Below are 18,794 nucleotides of genomic sequence, written 5' to 3' on the forward strand. Positions count from 1 at the left end.
CACCAGGGCCGCCTTAGATTGCCAAGCCGCTGGTGCGCCGCACGCGCCGGGTGACGGCTTCTTCGAGCACGCCCGCGTGCGGCTCGATCAGCGTGAACCAGGTCTTGGCTCGCGTCACGCCGGTGTAGATCAGCTCGCGCGTCAGGATGGGGCTGATCGTGGCTGGCAGGATGAGGGCCGTATGCGCGAACTCGGAGCCCTGCGATTTGTGCACGGTCATGGCGAACACCGTTTCGACCGCAGTCAGGCGGCTCGGCAGCGCGAAGCGCACGCCGGGCGATCCGTCGCTGCGCGGGAAAGCGACGCGCAAAGCGGTCTCGCCGGATGCTCCCGGGAGCGGGATGCGCAGCGCGATGCCAATGTCGCCATTCATCAAGCCCAGGCTGTAGTCGTTCTGGGTGACGAGCACCGGGCGCCCCTCGTACCAGCCCTGCTCTTGCGCGATCAGGCCGCGGGCGCACAATGCGCGCGAGACGCGTGCATTGAGGCCTTCCACGCCATGTTCGCCTTTTCGGACCGCGCACAGGAGGCGGAATTCGTCGAAGGCTCCAAGGACCGCCAGGGCCCACGCGTCCCAGGCAGGATCGTCCGCTGGCAGGCCGGCTGGCGGGCGGTGTGTTTGCAGGACGTTGAGGTAATGGGCGTAGCCCTGCGGCTTGCCGCGCGCAGTTCGGGCATGGCCGTCGAGCAGCAGGCTGTCCAGCGCGTCCGGCGCGAGGGCGCGGGCCGCATAAATGTGGGCGTCATCGCCGGACGCCTCTTCGTCCAGTACGCGCCGCACCGATATCGGGTCGCCGGCGTTGACGGCGCGGGCCAATCGGCCTATGCCGCTGTCAGCGCCGAAACGCCGCGAGCGCCTCAGCATGACGGTCTGCTGGGCCATGGCGTGCCGCTGCGGTTCGCCGGGCAGGAGTCCGGCCTCGGCCAAGCTTTCCCCGCTGGCTTCTTCCAGCCAGCGCACGGTCTCAACGGTATACCTCCCCTCTTCCGCGTCCTTGCACAGATCGCCCAGTACCGCGCCCGCCTCCACCGAGGCGAGCTGGTCTTTGTCCCCGAGCATGACGAGCCGGGCGTGGATGGGCAGCGCGGCCAGCAGGTGCGCCATCATTTCCACGTCTACCATGGATGCTTCGTCCACGACGAGCACGTCCAGCGGCAACGGATTGCCCGCATGGTGGCGGAAGTGGCGCGTGTCCGGACGCCTTCCGAGCAGGCGATGCAGGGTGGACACGTCGGTAGGAATGGAGGCGCGCACCGCATCGGGGACTGGCAGCCGGCCGACTTGGTCAGCGATCGAAGCAGCCAGGCGCGCCGCGGCTTTGCCGGTCGGGGCAGCCAAGAGGATGCGCAGCGGCCGCCCTGCTTCGTGCGCAGCCATTTGCAGCAGCGCGAGCAGCCTTACCACGGTCGTGGTCTTGCCGGTCCCCGGTCCGCCGGTAATGATGCTGACGCTGCCGCGGGCGGCCAAGGCGCAGGCGAGTTTTTGCCAGTCGGGGCCAGGCGCGGGCGATGCGTCCGGGGCGTCGAACAGCTGCGCTAGCATCTGCTTTAGCCCGGGTGGCGGGTTGACTGGCTGTTGCAGCCGGCGCCGGAGCGATGTGGCGATGCGCTGCTCGAAGTCCCAGTAGCGGCGCAGGTAGAGGCGTTGGCCATCGAGGACCAGCGGGCGTCCGGCAGCGTCCCCTTCCGCCGCCTCCGGCGTGGCAACGAGTGGGCTCGCCGCGAGAGCTTGTTGCCAGGCGTCCAGGTCCACGCCCGCCAGCACGTCGGAAGGCAAGCTCATCGCCTGCGCCGTGTCGCCTTCGGGAGGAAGAGACAGTGCCTCGTCCGGCCGCTCCAGCGCCAGGGCGAGGTCGAGGCACACATGCCCGTGTCCGAGTTGGTGGCTGGCCAATGCCGCCGCCAAGGCCACCAGCGGATCGGCTTGTGGCTCACAGTCGTAGAGAAAGCCCGCGAACGCCCGGTCCAGGCGGCGCAGCCAGCCGCGCTCGGCCCATTGGTCCAGCAAGCCGAGCAAGGCCCGTCGATCGCGCAGATGGGCCGAAGGCTCGGGAGGCGCATCGAAAGGCAGTTCGTAATTGAACGATCCCGAAATCATGCTGGCGTTTCCATGGCAGACCCGGCGCCGGTGAACAGGCGGTCGAGCGCTTCGATGAGCGCCCGCGGCGGCCGGTCGAAATACACGCCCCGCGTCGGCGCGCCGGTGCCACGCAGGAATAGGTAAAGGGCTCCCCCCAAGTGGCGCTCGTAGTCGTAATCAGGCAGGCGGGCCGCCAGCTGGCGGTGTAGCGCAAGCAGGTACAGCACGTACTGCAGGTCATAGCGCTTGGCGAGGATCTCCGCCTGCATGGCGGCTGGGGTGTAGGCCGCATCGGTGGGGCCGAGCCAGTTGGATTTGTAGTCCGCCACGTAGTAACGGCCGTGGTGTTCGAATGCCAGGTCCATGAAACCCTTGAACATGCCGTTGACGATGGCCGGCTCGAGGGCCGGACGTGGCATGCCGGGCAATACGTGGCGCCGCACCAGGGCGTCGATGCGCGAGACATCGACATTGCGGCTTTCGAACCAAAACTCCATTTCGACCTGGTAGGCGCGCAGCTCGGCGAGACAGAAGCTCTCTCCTGCCCCGCCCAGGGGTAGGCGCTCCTCTAGCAATCCCGAGAGCCATCGGCTCAGCGGAGCGATCCAGGGCTCCCAGCCTCGCCGGTTGCAGCGGCGGGCGACGACGTCGGCGACCCGCTCGGGGGCGGCGGCAATGTCGGCGAAACCCTCGGCTCCGGCCCATTCGCACAGGCCGTGGAGGAAGGTCCCGGGCCCCGGACCGCGCGGAAACCGGTGCATGCCCGTGCCGCCGGACACGGTCGGCGTGCCGTCGGGCTCGGCTTCGTCGTCGTCGTAGAGCTTCTGCGCTTCCGGCGTTTCCGGGCTCAGGTCGCCATGCAGGAGCGGGCTTGGCCCCCGCTCTGCCGGCGCGAGCTGGGCGATGCGCAGTGCGCTGTACGAGGCAATCCACCAGGGTTCGCCCGGCTCGCGGGTGGGAATCCGGTAGCTTGGCGCCTCGTGTGATGCGTCGTCACCGGTCAGTGCGTGCCCGTCGATGGCCGGGGCGGCGCTGACGCGGATGCGCGCCCCCGAGGGATCCAGGGCCTGCAGCAGTCCCGGCAGGTCTGCGCTGCGGGCGAGCTGCTGCCCTCCCCCGACGAGATAGCCGAGCGCGCTGCGATGCCAGCCCGATTGCTTGTCGCGCCCGTTCTGCAGATCGGCCACGCCCAGCCAGCATGCGTGGCGCGCACGCGTGAGCGCGACATAGAGCAGGCGCAAATCTTCCGCCAGCCGTTCCTGGTCGGCCAACCGCTCTTCGTCTTCGTCGGGCGCGAGGCTGACGACCAAGTTGCCTTGGTCGTCGTGATAACGCAGGGGTGGGCGATTCTTGTCGGCGGGACGGAATGAGCAGGCGAATGGCAGGAAGACGAGCGGGTATTCGAGCCCCTTGGACTTGTGCACCGTCACGACCTTGAGCAATTCCGCATCGCTTTCCAGGCGCAGAATCTGTTCATCGCTTGCCTGGCGGTCTTGCCCCAGATGCTCGGCGAGGTGGCGAATCAGCGCTTGTTCTCCATCCAGCTCCCCGGCGGCGCGTTGCAGCAGTTCGGCCAGGTGCAGCAGGTTGGTGAGGACGCGTTCGCCGTCGGCACGCCGCGCCAGGGCGGACGGAAGCTCGAAGTCGTCCATGAAACGCCGCATCATGGGCAATATCCCCTGCCGTCGCCAAATGTCACGGTAGCCCCGGAAGCGCAGCACCCAGCCTTCCCATGCACGTTCATCGCGGTTCAGTTCGTCGAGTTCTGCGAGCGGCCGGGCCAGCGTCGGGCTGGCGAGCGCCGCGCGCAGGCGACGATCCGCTTCCGGCTCGGCGCAGGCCCGGAGCCAGAGAAGCACGTCTGCTGCTTCGGCGCTATCGAACACGGAGTCTTTGTCTGACAGGTAGACGCTGCGTATGCCGCGAGCGGCCAGCTCGGAGCGGATCACCTGCGCTTCGATCGCGTCACGCACCAGCACGGCGATGTCCGCGGGTCGAAGCCCTCGCACTACCTCGCCGCGGCGGAATCCCGTTCGTCCGCGGCGTCCCGTTTCCAGCAGGTGCACGATGGCGGACGCACAGGCAGCGGCCATGGCGTTGCGATAGGCACCGATGGCGCTTGGTGCCTCCTGTTCGGCGACCCAGATGCCGAGCGCAGGCACGGGCGCGCCGTCGACGACCAGCGTCTCGGCAAGGCCGTTGGCCCGTACCGGGGAGAATGGCAAGGGGTTGTCGTCGCGCTGGCGAAAGAGGAACGCCCCCTTCCCTTGCGCCCGGTTTTCGGCCGCCGCGAACAGCATGTTGACGGCCTCTACCATGTCGGTGCTCGAGCGGTAGTTGGTGTCCAGGCTGTAGTGGCGCCCGCGGGTCGCCGTCCTGGCTGACAGATAGGTGTGGATGTCGGCACCCCGGAAGCCGTAAATCGCCTGCTTGGGGTCGCCGATCATCAGCAGCGCACAATCTTCCCGGTTTTCTGCGACCCGGTAGATGCGGTCGAAGATGCGATATTGAACGGGGTCGGTGTCTTGGAATTCGTCGATCAGCGCAACCGGGAACTGGGCGCGGATCAGCTGCGCCAGGCGATCGCCGTTCTCGCCGCGCAGCGCCTCGTCCAGTCGCGCCAGCATGTCGTCGAACCCCATCTCGGCACGGCGGCGCTTTTCTTCGTCGAAACGCGCGCGCACCCATCGGGCCGCATGCGCGAGCATGTCGGCGTCTGCCGAAGGGAGCCGGTCCAAGTGTTCCGGCAGCTTCGCCAGGGCGTCGAGCCCCGGATGCGTAATCGTAAACCCGGGAGCGCAGATTTCCGCCATGCCGGCGGGGGTCAGCCGGTGGAACCCCGTGCCGAGGTCCAGCCCTTCCTGCTCGGGGTCGGCGGCCCAGGCGGCGAGCCTGTCGAACCAGGGGCCGTACCAGCGCGCCTGGAATTTGCGCGCATTGACCTGCTTGGCCGCGCAGGCGGCATCGCAGAGGGCGCGCAATTCCGCCGCCCATGCCGGCCAGGGCGCCTTCAGGCGAGCCAGCGCGTCTTTCCTCGCCCGCATTGCCCCATCCAGCAGCTCCTGCAGCATCACCTCGCCCCCGGCCTCGCGGGGGGAGACATGGGGGAGCAAGGGCATGATCCGGTGGCGCAATTGATCCGGCGTCCCCCAATTCTGCTCTACCCATTCCAAGGCCTGCCCTCGCAGGGCATAGCAATGCCTGCGCCAGTAATCGCGCACGACCTCCGCCAGCAGCTCGGTCTGGTCGGTTTCCAGCTTCTGCTCAAAGAGACTGCCGCTATCGAACGCGTGTTCGCGCAGCATGCGTTGACACCAGCTATGGATGGTCGAGACGGCGGCCTCGTCCATCCATTGTGCGGCGACGTCCAGCTTGGACGCGCAGGCAGGCCAGTCGCCCGGGTCGTAGGAAGCGCGCAGCTGCCCGATCAAGGCGTCGGGGGCGTCGATCTCCTCGCGGAAATGTCGCGCGGCCTGTGCGAGCCGGGTTCGGATGCGGTCGCGCAGTTCTTGTGTGGCCGCATCCGTGAAGGTGACCACCAAAATTTCCGGTGGCAGCAGCTCGCGGCCGAACCCGGCGCCTTCTCCGCCGTGGCCGAGCACGAGGCGGACGAATAGCGCTGAGATGGTGAAGGTCTTGCCAGTGCCCGCGCTGGCTTCGATCAACCGGCTGCCACGCAGGGGCAGGCTCAGTGCGAGGTCTTGCCGGACGGTTGGGCGGGAGGCGGCGTTCATGCGGCATCTCCCGGTCGGCGCGATGAATGCATGTGTTCGCTGACTGTCTGGAGAAGCGGCTGGTAAAGGGTGGCGGCCCACTCGCCGAATGCGCCCTCGGACCAGAGCGCTGCGAAGTCGGGATACTGGCGTGTCAAGTAAGGGCTGCCCGTTCTTTCCCCGGCTGCGAAGGCAGAGCCTTCGTAAACCTTCTGGGCCTGTTCATAGGCGGCGTCTTGGTCGGGCAGCGCCGCCAGCCAGGCGAATGCCGAGCGCACGGCCACCGGGGGCGGTGAACACATGCCCGCCTCCCAGGCGTCCAGCAGCGCGGCGAGCCACGTCCGCGCCTGGTCCGCGGCCAGCGGAGGAAAGGACAATTCGGCATCCGTGGCAAGAAGGATGGTCTGTTGCCGCAGCCCCATCGCATTGCCGGCCAGGTGCGCCACCCAGGGGCGGATCAGCCGCGGCCACTTGAGGCGCTTGTTGTCGGCCCCGATCTCGTTCGGGGCCACCTCCAAGAGCAAATGTTCCCCTTTCCCATTGGTCCGTAAGCCGGCCAGCCAGCCCTGGAGCCGTGCCGTGCCGTGCGGCAGGTCGATTCCCACCGGCGCGCTCGGCGCATCCGGCCAATCAGCGCGGAGCTCCCGATGACGGGCCAACAGCGGCGGCAGCGGCGCGATCAGCGCCTGGCGCAGGCGTTCGCCGAAGCCCGCGAGAGGCAGCCGCCCGCTGCGGGCCAGGGACCGGGCTGCTTCTTCCAACCGCCCGAGCGCATCGTTTTCGTCTTCGGCGTCGAGGGCGGCATGTACCAAGTAGTCGCTCAGCTGGTAATGGTCCAGCCGGTCGAGGGCGAAGGGCTCCTCGTCTTCCGCAGCGGCGTCCGCGTCGTCGAAGTAGACCTTGAGCCGTTGGTTGAAGAAGGCGCGCAGTGGATCCCGGACGAAGCTTTGCAACTGGATGAAGTCCAGCGTCTTGGCGGGGGTCGGCAGCGGTGGCAGGGAGTCCGGCACCGGCCGTTGGGAAGGCTTGCTTTCGTGCATCGCGGCCCATTCGCGGGCATAGGTGAAATAGCCTGGATCGCCCGCGAAGTAGCGCCGGCTGAACGGCTGGAGAGGATGGATGGTGGTGAGCGCATCCAACAGCGCCTGGCCATCATCGGGCGCGCCCTGCAGGCGCCAGCCCGCGGCGATGTGGTCGCGCAATTGTGCGATCAGGACCGATGGCGGCCGTTCGCTGTTGTCGCGCACGCTGCGCCCGACCCAGCTCACGTAAAGCTCCTCGCGGGCAGACAGCAGCGCTTCGAGCAACAGATAGCGGTCGTCTTCGCGGCGGGAACGGTCGCCCGGACGGTAATCGGCCCGCATCAGGTCGAAATCCGAAGGCGGCTGCACACGGGGATACTCGCCGTCGTTCATGCCCAGCAGGCAGACGAGTTTGAACGGGATGGCACGCATGGGCATGAGCGTGCAGAAATTGACCGCACCGGCCAGGAAGCGCTGGTTGAGCCTGCTGCGGTCGAGGGCGCCCAGCCAGGCTTCGCGCACGACCACCAAGGGGAGTTCTTCATGCAAGCGAGCTCGCTCGCAGGTGTCTAGCCACTCTTCCAGCAATTGGGAGAGGACGCCCAATGCGGCCTCCTCGTTGGCGTGGGCGGGGGCAAAGAACTGCGACAAGAGCCGGCGCAGCCGCTGTCCCCAGGCGTCGGGCGATGCGGGAGTCGCGAGCTCGGCGCAGGCCTCGTCCAGACCCTGCACCAGCGCTTCGAGCGAACCTACCAAGGCCGCTTCTAAGCCGCCGATTTCGTCATAGGGCTCGATGTCGTGGAAAGCTGTGCCGGAGCCCACCGCGTAGCCGAGCAGCATGCGGCGCAACCCGAACCGCCACGTATTCTGCTCCATGCCTGCGGGCAGCCCCAGGCTCGCACGCTGGCGGCCGTCCAGTCCCCACCGTACCCCCGCGCCTTCTATCCATCGGTGCAGGGTCGGCAGGTCGGTTTCTTTCAGGCCAAAGCGCTTGCGTACTGCCGGCACGTCCAGGAGGTCCAGGATTTCGCTGACGGCGAAGCGGCTTTCGGGGAGCTTCAGCAAGTGCTCGACGGCGATCAGCAGCGGTTCGCGTCCACGTTGCCCCTGGTCCGCCAATGTGAACGGGATGTACCGGCGGTCCTGGGGGTCGATCTGCCCGAACACGGCCCGGATGTGCGGCGCGTAGGCATCGATGTCGGGCACCATGACGATCACATCGCGCGGACGCAGCTGGGGGTCGGCGTCGAAGCGCGCGAGGAGCTGGTCGTGCAAGACCTCGACTTCGCGTTGCGGGCTGTGTGCGATGTGAAAGCGCACGGAGCGGTCCCGCGCGGGATCCACCGGCCCCCAGTGGTCGCGCGTCTCGGCGAGCGAGCGCAGGTTCAGGATGTCGTCCTGGATCTGCGTCAGCAGCCGGTCGGCGCGCGGCTCGCTGAACAAATCGATGCGGCGGTCGCTGATGGGCGCGAAGTGGTCCCGATAACGTTCGGGGACGTCATAGGTGTCGAGCAGGTTGATGTAATCGCGCCCCTGCTTGCCCCAGGCAGCGAGCAAGGGGTTGCCGAACCCGTGCAGCGCCTGCGTGCCGGCGCCGGCCGGCATGCCGGGGCGGCGCTGCTGGCGGCGATACTGGTGGCGCAGCAGGTCTTGGTCGGCCACGATGTCGGCCCAATGGTGCTGGCAAGGGTTGTGCACGCACAGCAGCACCTGCGAGAACTTCGACAGTGCCGCCAGCGCTTCCAGGGCCTGCGCGGGCATGGACGAAATGCCGAACACCATGACGCGCCGGGGCAGGCCGGCGGGCGCGCGATCGGCGCGGGCGAGCCGGGCCACGAATTCGCGATGTACCCGCGCACGGCTATGGAGGCGTTCGTCTTCGCCCAGGTCTGCGAGCACGGCGCGCCACAGTGCAGCTTGCCAGCGATCTTCCGGGCCCAGGGGCACGATCCCGCGCCGGGACGTGCGCAAGACGTCCCGCCCGTGCTCCCAATCGTCCAGCCAGTCCGCGCGATACACCTGATATTGGTCGAACAAGTCCGCGAGGCGCTCGGCCAATTGGTGGCGCTTGCGCATGCCGTGGTCGTCGGCCAGGAATCGCCGTAGCGGCAGGAACACGTCGTCGTCGAGCAGCGTGGGGAGCAGGCGCACGAGGCGCCAGGTCAGGCCGTCGCGATCCAGGGATGAGGTTTCGGGCAGCCGGTCACGTCCGAGCACGCAGCGATAGGCGCGCCAAAGAAAGCGGCCGGGCAGCTGGACATCCACTGCCGCCGCGATGCCGCATCCCACGGCGCCCTCTTCTTCGCCGCCGCCCCGCGGATCTTCCGCCAGGGCGAGCTTGAGCCACTGTGCGATGCCGTTGCTCTGGACCAGGATCGTCTCGGCCTCGAGCGGCCCGAGCGGGTATCGCTTCATCCACGACACCGCTACGCCGCGAAGCTCCTCCAGGCGATTGCCGTGGACGACCATGAAACCGGGGGGCAGCGAGGACGGAAAAGGCATCGTTCGAAGCTAGGCGAGCGTGGCAATGCCTCATTCTACCGGCCGCTGGCCTGTCTCCCAGGGGGCCCTGCCCGGCCCCTTGGGGCGGATCACTTGTATCCGACCCGGTCCAGGATTTTCTGTGCCGTGACCTGATTGCGGCCGATGGCGGCGATCGAGACCGTTTCCGCCTTGAACGATCCGAGCGCCTCAAGGGCGGGGTTGTCGGTCTTGACCGAACGGACGGCGGGCCACTCGTTGTTGCCGGCGGCGAAATACTTTTGCGCTTGGTCGCTGGCGAGGTATTCGAGGAACTTGACCGCGGCTTCCTTGTGGGGAGCGTGGCGCGCCACCCCGCCACCGGCCACGTTCATGTGCACGCCTTGGCCGGCCTGGTCGGGCCAGATGAAGCCGACCTTGGCGATCGCCGCCTTGTCTTCCGGCTTGTCGGAACGGGCCATGCGCACGTAGTAGTAGTTGTTCGTCAAGGCCACGCCGCACTCGCCCGAGGCGACTCCCTTGATCTGGTCGGTGTCGCCTCCCTGCGGTGGGCGTGCCATGTTGGCCACCATGCCCCGGGCCCATTGCTCCGCGGCGGCCTCGCCGTTGCGCTCAATCAGCGAACCGAGCAGCGAGAGCATGTAAGGGTGCGATCCGGACCGGGTGCAAACCTTGCCTTTGTTCTTAGGATCGGCCAGCTTTTCATAGGTGTCGACGTCTGCTGGGTTGACGGTGGCCTTGTTGTAGACGATGACGCGCGCGCGGGTGGAAAAGCCAAACCAAAGGGGATCTTTGCCAGGCTCCCCGCCCTGCAGGTTGGCGGGAATGCGCTCGGCCAGGACCTTGGAATTGACCGGCTGGAACAGGCCGTCCCGCTCCGCCCGCCACAGGCGTGCGGCATCTACCATCAGGATGACGTCGGCAGGGCTTTTCGCCCCTTCGCTCTTCAGGCGTTCGATCAGTGCGGCATCCCCTGCTTCGAAGCGGTTGATCTTGATGCCCGTCTGGTCTGTGAAGCCTTTATAGAGGATCTCGTCGGTCTGGTAATGGCGGGCTGAATAAATGTTCAATTCCTGCGCCTGGAGGCCGGCGGATACCAGCAACGCTGCGCAGAGCAAGGAAAGCTTGGGCATGGACGCACTCTCCACAGAAGAGCTCAGTCAGGGAATTGAAATTATTATCATTACCAATCAGGCGAGTCAAACTTTTCAGCTTCTCGTAAGGGAGCCGCGGGAAATGGCCCGAGCCAGCACAATGACGGGCAACAGCCCGGCCAGGACGATGGTCAGTGCAGGCACGGCGGCCTCCCCCAGGCGTTCATCCGAGGCGAGTTGGTCGGTGATCACGGCCAGCGTGTCGAAGTTGAACGGACGCAGCACCAGCGTGGCGGGCAATTCCTTCATGACGTCGACGAAGACCAGCAGGGCCGCGGTGAGCAGGCTGCGTCGCAGCAGCGGCTGGTGTACGCGCACGAGCAACTCCCAGCTCGTGGCTCCGAGCGTGCGTGCACTGGCGTCCAGCGCAGGAGTGATCTTGGCCAGGCCGGCCTCCACGGTCTGCAAGGCGACGGCGAGGAAGCGGACCAGGTAGGCGTAGATCAGCAGCGTCAGCGTACCTGTGAAGGCCGTTTGCCAGCCGCCTATCGATTCGAGCCACCGGTCGAGCGCGCCCACGACGACGAGCAGCCCCACTGCCAAGACTGCGCCCGGAACGGCATAGCCCAGGGCAGCAATGCCGTTGGCCAACCGCACCACCCGGCCGGGCGCGAGGCGCGCCGCATAGGCCAGCGCCACGGCCACCGCCACTGCGAGCACGGAGGTCGTGGCGGCGAGCTGCAGCGTATTGGAGAGCCAGTCGGCATACCGGCTCCAGTTCACCGCATCCAGGTCCCGAAAAGCCATGCGAAGCATGATCGCGACAGGCAGCAGAAAGCCCATGGTGAGCGGCAACAGGCAGGTCAAATGGGCCCAGGCCACGCTTCGTCCGGTGAGCCGCTTGGGCGTGGGCGGACGCTTGTGGGCGCCGGCATGGAAGCGCAGGCGAGTGCGGCTGCGCCGCTCCAGCCACACGAGGACGAAAACGAAGACGAGGAGCGCGGCGGCCAGCTGCGAGGCCGCGATCCGATCGCCCATGGAGAGCCATGCCCGGTAAATGCCGGTCGTGAACGTCTGCACGCCGAAATACGAGACGGCGCCGTAGTCGGCCAGGGTCTCCATCAGTACCAGCGTGACGCCGGCCACGGCAGCGGGCCGGGCGAGCGGGAGCACGACGGTGAAAAACGCGCGGGCCGGGCCGCAGCCGAGCGTGCGTGCCGCTTCGGCCAGTCCCGGGCTGCGTTCCAGGAACGCGGTGCGCGCGAGCAGGTAAACGTAGGGATAGAACGCAAAGATAAACACGAGCGCTGCGCCGTACCAGGAGCGTATGGCCGGAAACCAGGGAAGCGCCGGTCGGCCCGTCACCTCCCGCAGCAGGGTCTGCACGGGGCCGGAGAATTGGAAGAAATCGGTCAGGGCATAGGCCATGACATAGGTCGGCATGGCGAGCGGCAGGATGAGCGCCCATTCGTAGACGCGGCGCCCGGGAAAATCGTAGGCGGCGACCACCCAGGCCGCCGCGATGCCGACCACCGCGGCGCCCGTGCCGACGCAGGCCATTAGCGCCAGCGAGGTGGCGACGTAGGACGGCAGGACCGTCGCCGCGAGATGGGACAGGATGTCGCGCGCCTGCGAGTCGGTGATCAATACCGACAGCAGCAGCCCCAGGATCGGGATGGCGATGAAGGCGGCCGCGGCAACGGCGGGCCAGGAGAGCGCGGTGCGTCGGTGCATCGGGCCTCTGAAAGGGTTGGTGAGAGGAGCCGGCGCGCAGACCTGCTTTCGCGTTGGCGGCATATGGGAATACGAATTATATTCATCTGCTCTTGCGATTCGCTTTGTCACTATGCCTCATTCCCACCTGCAACTCGATCACATACGCGTCGGTTATCGCGTGCCGGGCGGCTGGCATGTCGTGGTCGACGACCTGTCGATGGAGCTGCGGGAAGGCCGCATCGGGTGCCTGCTCGGCCCTTCGGGCTGCGGAAAAAGCACGGTATTGCGCGCCATTAGCGGGTTCGAACCTTTGCTGGCAGGAAGCATTGCGCTGCATGGCGAGGTCGTGGCGACCCCGCGCCGCAGCCTCGCGCCCGAGAAGCGCCGGGTGGGCGTCATGTTCCAGGACTACGCCCTCTTCCCGCATTTATGCGTGGCCGACAACGTAGGCTTCGGGTTGCGCCGCGAATCGGCCGCCGAGCGTGCACGGCGCGTCGGGGAGCTCTTGTCGCTGGTTGGCCTGTCGGCCTTGGCCAGGAAGTATCCCCATGAGCTGTCCGGCGGCCAGCAGCAGCGTGTGGCCTTGGCCCGGGCGCTCGCGCCGAGGCCGGAGCTCTTGCTGTTGGACGAACCCTTTTCCAGCCTGGACGCAGATTTGCGCGAACGCCTGGCCGGTGAGATCCGGGACATTCTGAAGGAAGCCGGGGCGACCGCCCTCCTCGTGACGCACGACCAGGCCGAGGCATTCGCGATGGCGGACGAAATCGGCGTGATGGAGCACGGCAGGATCGTGCAGTGGGATAGCCCCTACCAGCTATATCACTCGCCCGCCTCGCCTTTCGTGGCGGCTTTCATCGGCGCCGGGGTGCTCCTGCCGGGCCGGTCGATCGGCGACGGCGGGCGGGTCAGCCTGGAGCTGGGCGAAGCCGAGGCCACGCAAACGCCGCCGCAAGGCGGACGGGACGGGGCACTGACCGTACTGGTCCGGCCGGGAGACATTTGCGCCGACGGGCGCAGTCCGATCCGGGCCCGCCTCGTGCACAAGACTTTCCGCGGGCCGGACTACGTCTATACCCTGCGCCTGCCGTCGGGCTCCGAGGTGCTGGCGTACATGCCGCAGGAAGACGGTCACCAGGTGGGCGACGACATCGGCATACGCTTGTGCGGGAACCGGCTGGTGTCGTTCCCTGCCGCCGGCGCACAGGCGTAGAGGCGCGATCACCGCCGCATGCGGCGCTGGCGCTCGTAATTCAGGCGCTCGATGAAATCATTCGCCAGCCGGGTGTTACCCGCTTCCCGGGCGAGGTCGGCGGCATTTTTTCCTTCCTCGTTGCGCACGTATCCGTCGGCGCCTTCGTCGAGAAGCAACTTCACCGTCGAGGCGTGGTTGTAGCGCATGGCCATCATGAGCGGCGTCATTTTTCCCGGCGACTCGGCATCGATGTAGGCATGGTGCTCGAGCAGGAGGCGCACGGCGTCGTCATTGCCTTTCGAGGCCGCGTAATGAAGCGCCGTCCAGCCTGGATGGTTGACCTCGGCCCCACGCTCGATCAAGGCTTGCATGCGTGCGGTTTCGCCGCGTATGGCGAGGTACATCAGCGGGCTTTCGCCCAGCAGGTTCTTGCGGTTGACATCGATGCGCTTGTCGGCGAGCAGCACGTCATAGACCGCCCACGATTCTTCCTTGATGGCCTCCAAGAGCGGCGTATTGCTGAGCTCGTTGGGCATGTTGGGGTCCAGGCCCCGCTGGAGCAGCGTCTTGACCGTATCGGCGCGGTCATTGCGTATCGCGATCCAGAATTCTTCGGCCGCCCCTGCTTGCGACGTCGAAAAGGCCGCCGCACACCACCAGACCGCAAGGAAGGCGAGCACCGAGCGAACCAGTGTGTTGTTCATGCCAAATACCTTTAAATATTATTAGTAAGTTGTTGATTAGAAAAAATTTTTATTTTCAAGACAAACACTAATTTAAAGTTATTTCTAACTTTAAATTAGTGTTTTATGTCCTTGAAAAGATTAAAGAAATTCTGTGTCGACGCTTGGGAGACGGTTTCCAACGGAACGCCCCGGAGCTCGGCAATTTTTTCGGCAACGTGGATCACCTTGGAGGGGTCATTGAGCTTGCCGCGGTGGGGAACCGGCGCCAGGTAGGGAGAATCGGTTTCGATCAGGATCCGGTCGAGCGGCACGTTGCGGGCCACCTCCTGGAGGGCTTTCGCGTTCTTGAAGGTCACGATGCCGGAAAACGAAATGTAGAAATTCATGCCGATGGCGGCGTCGGCCACCTCCTGGGACTCGGTAAAGCAATGCATGACGCCACCGACCTCGGCTGCGCCCTCTTCCTGCATGATGCGCAACGTGTCTTCCGCCGCGGAGCGCGTGTGGATGATCAGGGGCTTGCCCGTTTCCTTTGCCGCCCGGATATGGCGGCGGAAGCGCTCCCGCTGCCACTCCAGGTCACCAGTAAGCCGGTAATAGTCGAGGCCGGTTTCTCCGATGGCCACGACCTTGGGCGTGGCGGCCAGTTCGACCAGCTGTTCGACCGAGGGCTCGGGCGTGTCTTCGTAATCTGGATGTACCCCGACAGACGCCCAGATGTGCGCATGTTCCTGGGCCAACTGAACCAGCCGCGGCCAATCGGTGAGATTGACGCTGACGCACAGTGCGTGCGTGACGCGGTTGGCGCGCATGCGCTCGAGGATATCGGGCAGTTGCGCGGCCAGCTCGGGAAAATCCAAATGACAGTGCGAATCGACAAACATGGCGGGAATCGGGACTGAAAGCAGAATCTATAGTAACAACGGCGCGAATTTTCCCGCTGGCGGAAGGTCCCGTCAGGCCGCGGCGCGCTGGCGCGCCCCGAGCAACGCCGTGCAGGCCTGGGCGAGGACATCCTGCGCAAATAGGCGGGCATTGAGCGGATGGTCGGCGATGGCGCGCTGGCGGTTGAGCCAGCGGGACAGCTCCGCAACCCGGGTCCGGTCCGCCCTCGCGGCTATCTTCGATGTTTGGCCGGCCAGCTCAGGAAAATACCGGGGTGGCACGCCAACCTGTGCCAGGGCGACGTCGGTGAGCAGGCGCTGCAGGGCATCCAGCCAGTCGGCGGCCGGGGCCTTGTCCAAGGCGTCGACGATCTGCCCGATGTCAGGCGATCGAGCCTGCGCCAGCGCGCTCGCCAGCGTATCGAGCCAGGCAGCCCGGGGGGCGATCCCGGCCTGCGCGCGCCTCCATGCCGCGACGGGGGCGCCGCCCGCAGCGGCCAATTGGGCTGCGGCATTCTCCACGCCCTGCTCTTGCAACCAGGCGAGCGCCGACTCGCGATCCGGCGTGCCGAGGGGTAGCCGGCGGCAGCGGGATACCAGCGTCGGCAGCAGGCGGTCCGGCGCGTCGGCTACCAGTAGAAAAACCGTTTGCGGAGGCGGTTCTTCAAGAATTTTCAGCAGGCCGTTGGCGGAAATCGTGTTGAGCGATTCCGCCGGATACAGCAGCACGATGCGCAGGCCGCCGCGGTGGGTGCCGGTATTGGCCCATGATTCGAGGGCCCGGATTTGTTCGATGCGTATTTCTCGCGACGGCGCACGCTTGCCGGCTTTTTTTTCCTCGGCATCGCCGCCCGCTTCGTCCGTCACCGCTTCTTCCGCCTGTCCCTCGGCCAGCGCCACCGCTTCGGGGCGAACGCGGCGAAAGTCCGGGTGGTTGCCGGATGCGTACCAGGTGCATGCAGGGCAATGGCCGCATGCCATGGCGCCGTCGGGCGATTCGCAAAGCAGGCTAGCCGCCGCGGCGCGGGCGAATTCCACCTTGCCGATGCCGGCCAGGCCGTGGATCAGCCAAGCATGCGCAAAGCGTTCGCGCTGCTCCGGGCCAAGCCAGGAGCGGGCCACCTCGGTTTGCCAGGGATAGAAACGAGGCAGGCTCATGAGCGGTGCCACGACCTGACGTAGTCGTCGAGCTGGGCCAGCAGGTCTTCGCGGACCTGGGCCATGGGGCGCGTGGTATCGACGATGCGGAACCGCGCCGGATCGGCCTGGGCCCGGGCATGGTATGCGGCACGCGTGCGCTCGAAAAACGCGTCGTTTTCGCGTTCGAAACGGTCGAGCGCGCGGCTGCGGCCCAAGCGCTCACGGGATACCGAGAGCGGAACGTCGAACAGCCACGTCATGTCCGGTTGCAGGTCGCCGTGCACCCATTGTTCCAGGATCGCGATGCGCTCGCGCGGCAGCCCGCGGCCTCCTCCCTGGTAGGCGTACGTGGCATCGGTGAAGCGGTCGCACACCACCCACTTGCCTTCGGCCAGCGCCGGCTCGATGACGGTGCGTACGTGTTCGCAGCGTGCCGCAAACATCAAGAGCGTTTCCGTATCGAGCCGCATGGACTCGGTGAGCAGCAGTTCGCGCAGCTTTTCCGCCAGCGGCGTGCCGCCGGGTTCGCGGGTCTGTACCACGTCCAGGCCGTACCTGCGCAGTTGCTCCACGAGCCACGCCAGGTGGGTGCTCTTGCCGGCGCCGTCCACGCCTTCGAGCGTGATGAAACGGCCTCGGCGCATAGCGGGATGTGTCATGGCTGCACTGCCTCCTTCGCGGCCTGCCCCGTCGTGCGCGCACCCTGCCCCCGTCCGAGCTGGTAGCGCGCGACGTAACGGTTGTGGGCCTCCAGGGTTTCCGAAAAGGCGCTGCTGCCGTCTCCCCGTGACACGAAGTAGAGGTACTTGTGCTTTTCAGGCTGGACCGCGGCCAGCAGCGACGCGCGGCCAGGGTTGGCGATGGGCGTGGGCGGCAGTCCGCGCCGCGTGTACGTATTCCAGGGCGTGTCGGTCTGCAGGTCGCGGCGGCGCAGGTTGCCGTCGAAGTTCTCACCGAGGCCGTAAATGACGGTCGGGTCGGTTTGAAGCGGCATGCCCAGTTTCAGGCGGTTGATGAACACGCCGGCGATGCGCCTGCGGTCGGCTTCCAGCCCAGTTTCCTTTTCGATGATGGAACCCAGGATGAGCGCCTCGTACGGCGAGCCCAGCGGCAGGTCCGGGTCGCGCTGGTTCCATATCTCGGCGAGTTCCCGCTGCTGGGCGCGATAGGCCCGGCGCAGGATGTCGATGTCGCTGGAGCCGGCGGCGAACAGATAAGTGTCGGGAAAGAACAAGCCTTCGGGATGGCTGGTGGACGCGCCTATCATCGCGGCCACGGTGGCGTCGTCGACGTCGTCGAGCGTTTGCCGGATGTCGGGATGGCGCCGCAGCGCCGCGCGTATCTGCCGGAAGTTCCAACCTTCGATGAAGGTGATTTCGCGCTGGGTTACGTCGCCGCGCGAGAGGCGCTTGACCAGCGTCCACAGCGATTCGCCGCGCACGACTTCATAGCCGCCGGCCTTGATGCGGCGGTCTGCGCCGGTCAGGCGCGCCAGTGCGATGAGGGCTTCCGCCGGCACGCCGATGCCCGCCTCGCGGATCCGGTGCGCAATGCCGCGCATGGACGTGCCTTCGTCGATGACGAAGTCCACTTTGTCGGCGGGGAGCGAGAGCGGCATGCGCAGCCATGCCACGCCGGCGCCCACGGCGACCGCCAGCACCAGCATCAGCGTCAAGGCAGAAACGGCCAGCGCGCGTTTGAGGGAAAAATGTCGTTTGGGCATGGGCTGCCTATAATACTTCGATCGACTTCAGCGACTGTTTCAAGATGTCCGTCCAAGAGATTTTATCTGTGAGGGAGCCGCGTGCCGCTTCTGCACGCATGGTGCCGCTCGATCACTTGGCAGTGATCGAGGCCAATGGGGCGGATGCCGTCGACTTTCTGCAGGGGCAGCTGACGCAAGACGTCAAGAAGCTCGGCGATGCCGATGCGCGGCTCGCCGGCTATTGCACCGCCAAGGGGCGGATGTTGGCCAGCGCCGTGATCTGGCGGCCTCGGGTGGCCGACGGCGAGGTGCCTCGCGTGCTGGCCATGGTGGATGCCAGCCTGGCCGAGTCACTGCGCAAGCGGCTTTCGATGTACGTGCTGCGGGCCAAGGTGACCCTTTCCGTTGCGCCGCTGCGCGTGGCCGGCGTGTGGGGCGGTGGCGATGCGTCGGCATTGCACGCGGTTGAAGGCACGCCGTCCGCCGAGGCATGGTCCCGCACCGAGCTGCCTAACGGTACTTGGATCGCCGCGCCGTCTGCGCAGGGAGGTCCCCGGTGGTGGTGGATAGGTTCGGCCGAGCAGATGCAGCAGCTCGGCGAGGTACTACCCTCTTCGGCCGATGTGGATCTCATCCACGCCTGGCGGGCGGCGGACATCGTCGCGGGGTTGCCGTGGATCGTCTCCGCCACGCAAGACCTTTTCGTGCCCCAGATGATCAATTTCGAATTGGTGGGGGGCGTCAGTTTCACCAAGGGCTGCTACCCGGGGCAGGAAGTCGTCGCGCGCAGCCATTACCTGGGCAAGCTCAAGCGCCGCATGTTCGCCGGCCGCCTTGCGCAGGCCGCGGATGCCGATGCCCTGGTCGGTGCCGACATTTTCCAGGAAGGCGAAGAGCAGCCGTGCGGGCGCATCGTCAACGCTGCGCGGGACGGCGGCGGCCTGGCTGTGCTCTACGAGTGCTCATTGGGCGCCGCGGGCGGCCCTGCCCCGTTGCACGCGGGGTCGCCGACGGGCCCGGCCATCGTGGCCGTTCCCCTTCCCTACGCCCTGCCCGAGTCAACCTCGCCGGCGTAAACGCC

The 18,794-nt window shown here is 66.6% G+C and carries 12 protein-coding genes; 2 read left to right on the forward strand and 10 right to left on the reverse strand.

What is annotated here, in order from left to right:
* Positions 1 to 13 precede the first annotated feature (13 nt).
* The 5 genes from recD to Q0319_RS08865 all read right to left on the reverse strand — a co-directional run bounded on the left by recD (position 14) and on the right by Q0319_RS08865 (position 12,124).
* Positions 14 to 2,098 (reverse strand): exodeoxyribonuclease V subunit alpha, encoded by a 2,085-nt coding sequence (recD, locus tag Q0319_RS08845; RefSeq protein ID WP_296465585.1) that lies wholly within the window; start codon positions 2,096 to 2,098, stop codon positions 14 to 16.
* Positions 2,095 to 5,814: an exodeoxyribonuclease V subunit beta gene (gene recB / locus Q0319_RS08850; RefSeq protein ID WP_299451840.1), complete on the reverse strand. Its 3,720-nt coding sequence runs from the start codon at positions 5,812 to 5,814 to the stop codon at positions 2,095 to 2,097. The genes recD and recB overlap by 4 nt, the downstream gene beginning before the upstream one ends.
* Complete coding sequence (gene recC, locus Q0319_RS08855; RefSeq protein ID WP_299451842.1) at positions 5,811 to 9,317, reverse strand: exodeoxyribonuclease V subunit gamma; 3,507 nt, start codon at positions 9,315 to 9,317, stop codon at positions 5,811 to 5,813. Before recC ends, recB begins: the two co-directional genes overlap by 4 nt.
* 89 nt (positions 9,318 to 9,406) lie before the next feature.
* On the reverse strand, positions 9,407 to 10,429 hold the full coding sequence (locus Q0319_RS08860) for an extracellular solute-binding protein (RefSeq protein WP_296465594.1): 1,023 nt from the start codon (positions 10,427 to 10,429) through the stop codon (positions 9,407 to 9,409).
* 75 nt (positions 10,430 to 10,504) lie between these two features.
* Positions 10,505 to 12,124, reverse strand: coding sequence for an iron ABC transporter permease (locus Q0319_RS08865; protein ID WP_296465597.1), 1,620 nt, complete (start codon positions 12,122 to 12,124; stop codon positions 10,505 to 10,507).
* A gap of 112 nt (positions 12,125 to 12,236) precedes the next feature.
* On the opposite strand from Q0319_RS08865, the gene Q0319_RS08870 reads away from it, so the two are divergent.
* Positions 12,237 to 13,316 carry an ABC transporter ATP-binding protein gene (locus Q0319_RS08870; RefSeq protein ID WP_296465600.1) on the forward strand — a complete coding sequence of 360 codons (1,080 nt, stop codon included), beginning with the start codon at positions 12,237 to 12,239 and terminating at the stop codon, positions 13,314 to 13,316.
* Between the two features lie 8 nt (positions 13,317 to 13,324).
* Here the strand turns inward: Q0319_RS08870 and Q0319_RS08875 are convergent, their stop codons facing one another.
* From Q0319_RS08875 to mltG, 5 genes are all read right to left on the reverse strand, one after another.
* Positions 13,325 to 14,002 (reverse strand): ankyrin repeat domain-containing protein, encoded by a 678-nt coding sequence (locus Q0319_RS08875; RefSeq protein WP_299451845.1) that lies wholly within the window; start codon positions 14,000 to 14,002, stop codon positions 13,325 to 13,327.
* 95 nt (positions 14,003 to 14,097) lie between these two features.
* Complete coding sequence (locus Q0319_RS08880) at positions 14,098 to 14,868, reverse strand: TatD family hydrolase (RefSeq protein ID WP_296469935.1); 771 nt, start codon at positions 14,866 to 14,868, stop codon at positions 14,098 to 14,100.
* A 72-nt stretch (positions 14,869 to 14,940) separates the two neighbouring features.
* On the reverse strand, positions 14,941 to 16,026 hold the full coding sequence (gene holB / locus Q0319_RS08885; protein WP_296469938.1) for a DNA polymerase III subunit delta': 1,086 nt from the start codon (positions 16,024 to 16,026) through the stop codon (positions 14,941 to 14,943).
* On the reverse strand, positions 16,023 to 16,667 hold the full coding sequence (gene tmk / locus Q0319_RS08890) for a dTMP kinase (protein ID WP_296469942.1): 645 nt from the start codon (positions 16,665 to 16,667) through the stop codon (positions 16,023 to 16,025). The genes holB and tmk overlap by 4 nt, the downstream gene beginning before the upstream one ends.
* On the reverse strand, positions 16,664 to 17,731 hold the full coding sequence (gene mltG / locus Q0319_RS08895) for an endolytic transglycosylase MltG (RefSeq protein ID WP_299451848.1): 1,068 nt from the start codon (positions 17,729 to 17,731) through the stop codon (positions 16,664 to 16,666). Before mltG ends, tmk begins: the two co-directional genes overlap by 4 nt.
* Positions 17,732 to 17,799: 68 nt before the next feature.
* Between mltG and Q0319_RS08900 the strand changes: the two genes are divergently transcribed.
* A complete protein-coding gene (locus tag Q0319_RS08900) occupies positions 17,800 to 18,789 on the forward strand; it encodes a folate-binding protein (protein ID WP_299451850.1) in 990 nt (329 codons plus the stop codon).
* Positions 18,790 to 18,794 lie beyond the last annotated feature (5 nt).

It is taken from the genome of uncultured Pigmentiphaga sp., assembly GCF_937950555.1.
GTDB lineage: Bacteria > Pseudomonadota > Gammaproteobacteria > Burkholderiales > Burkholderiaceae_B > Pigmentiphaga.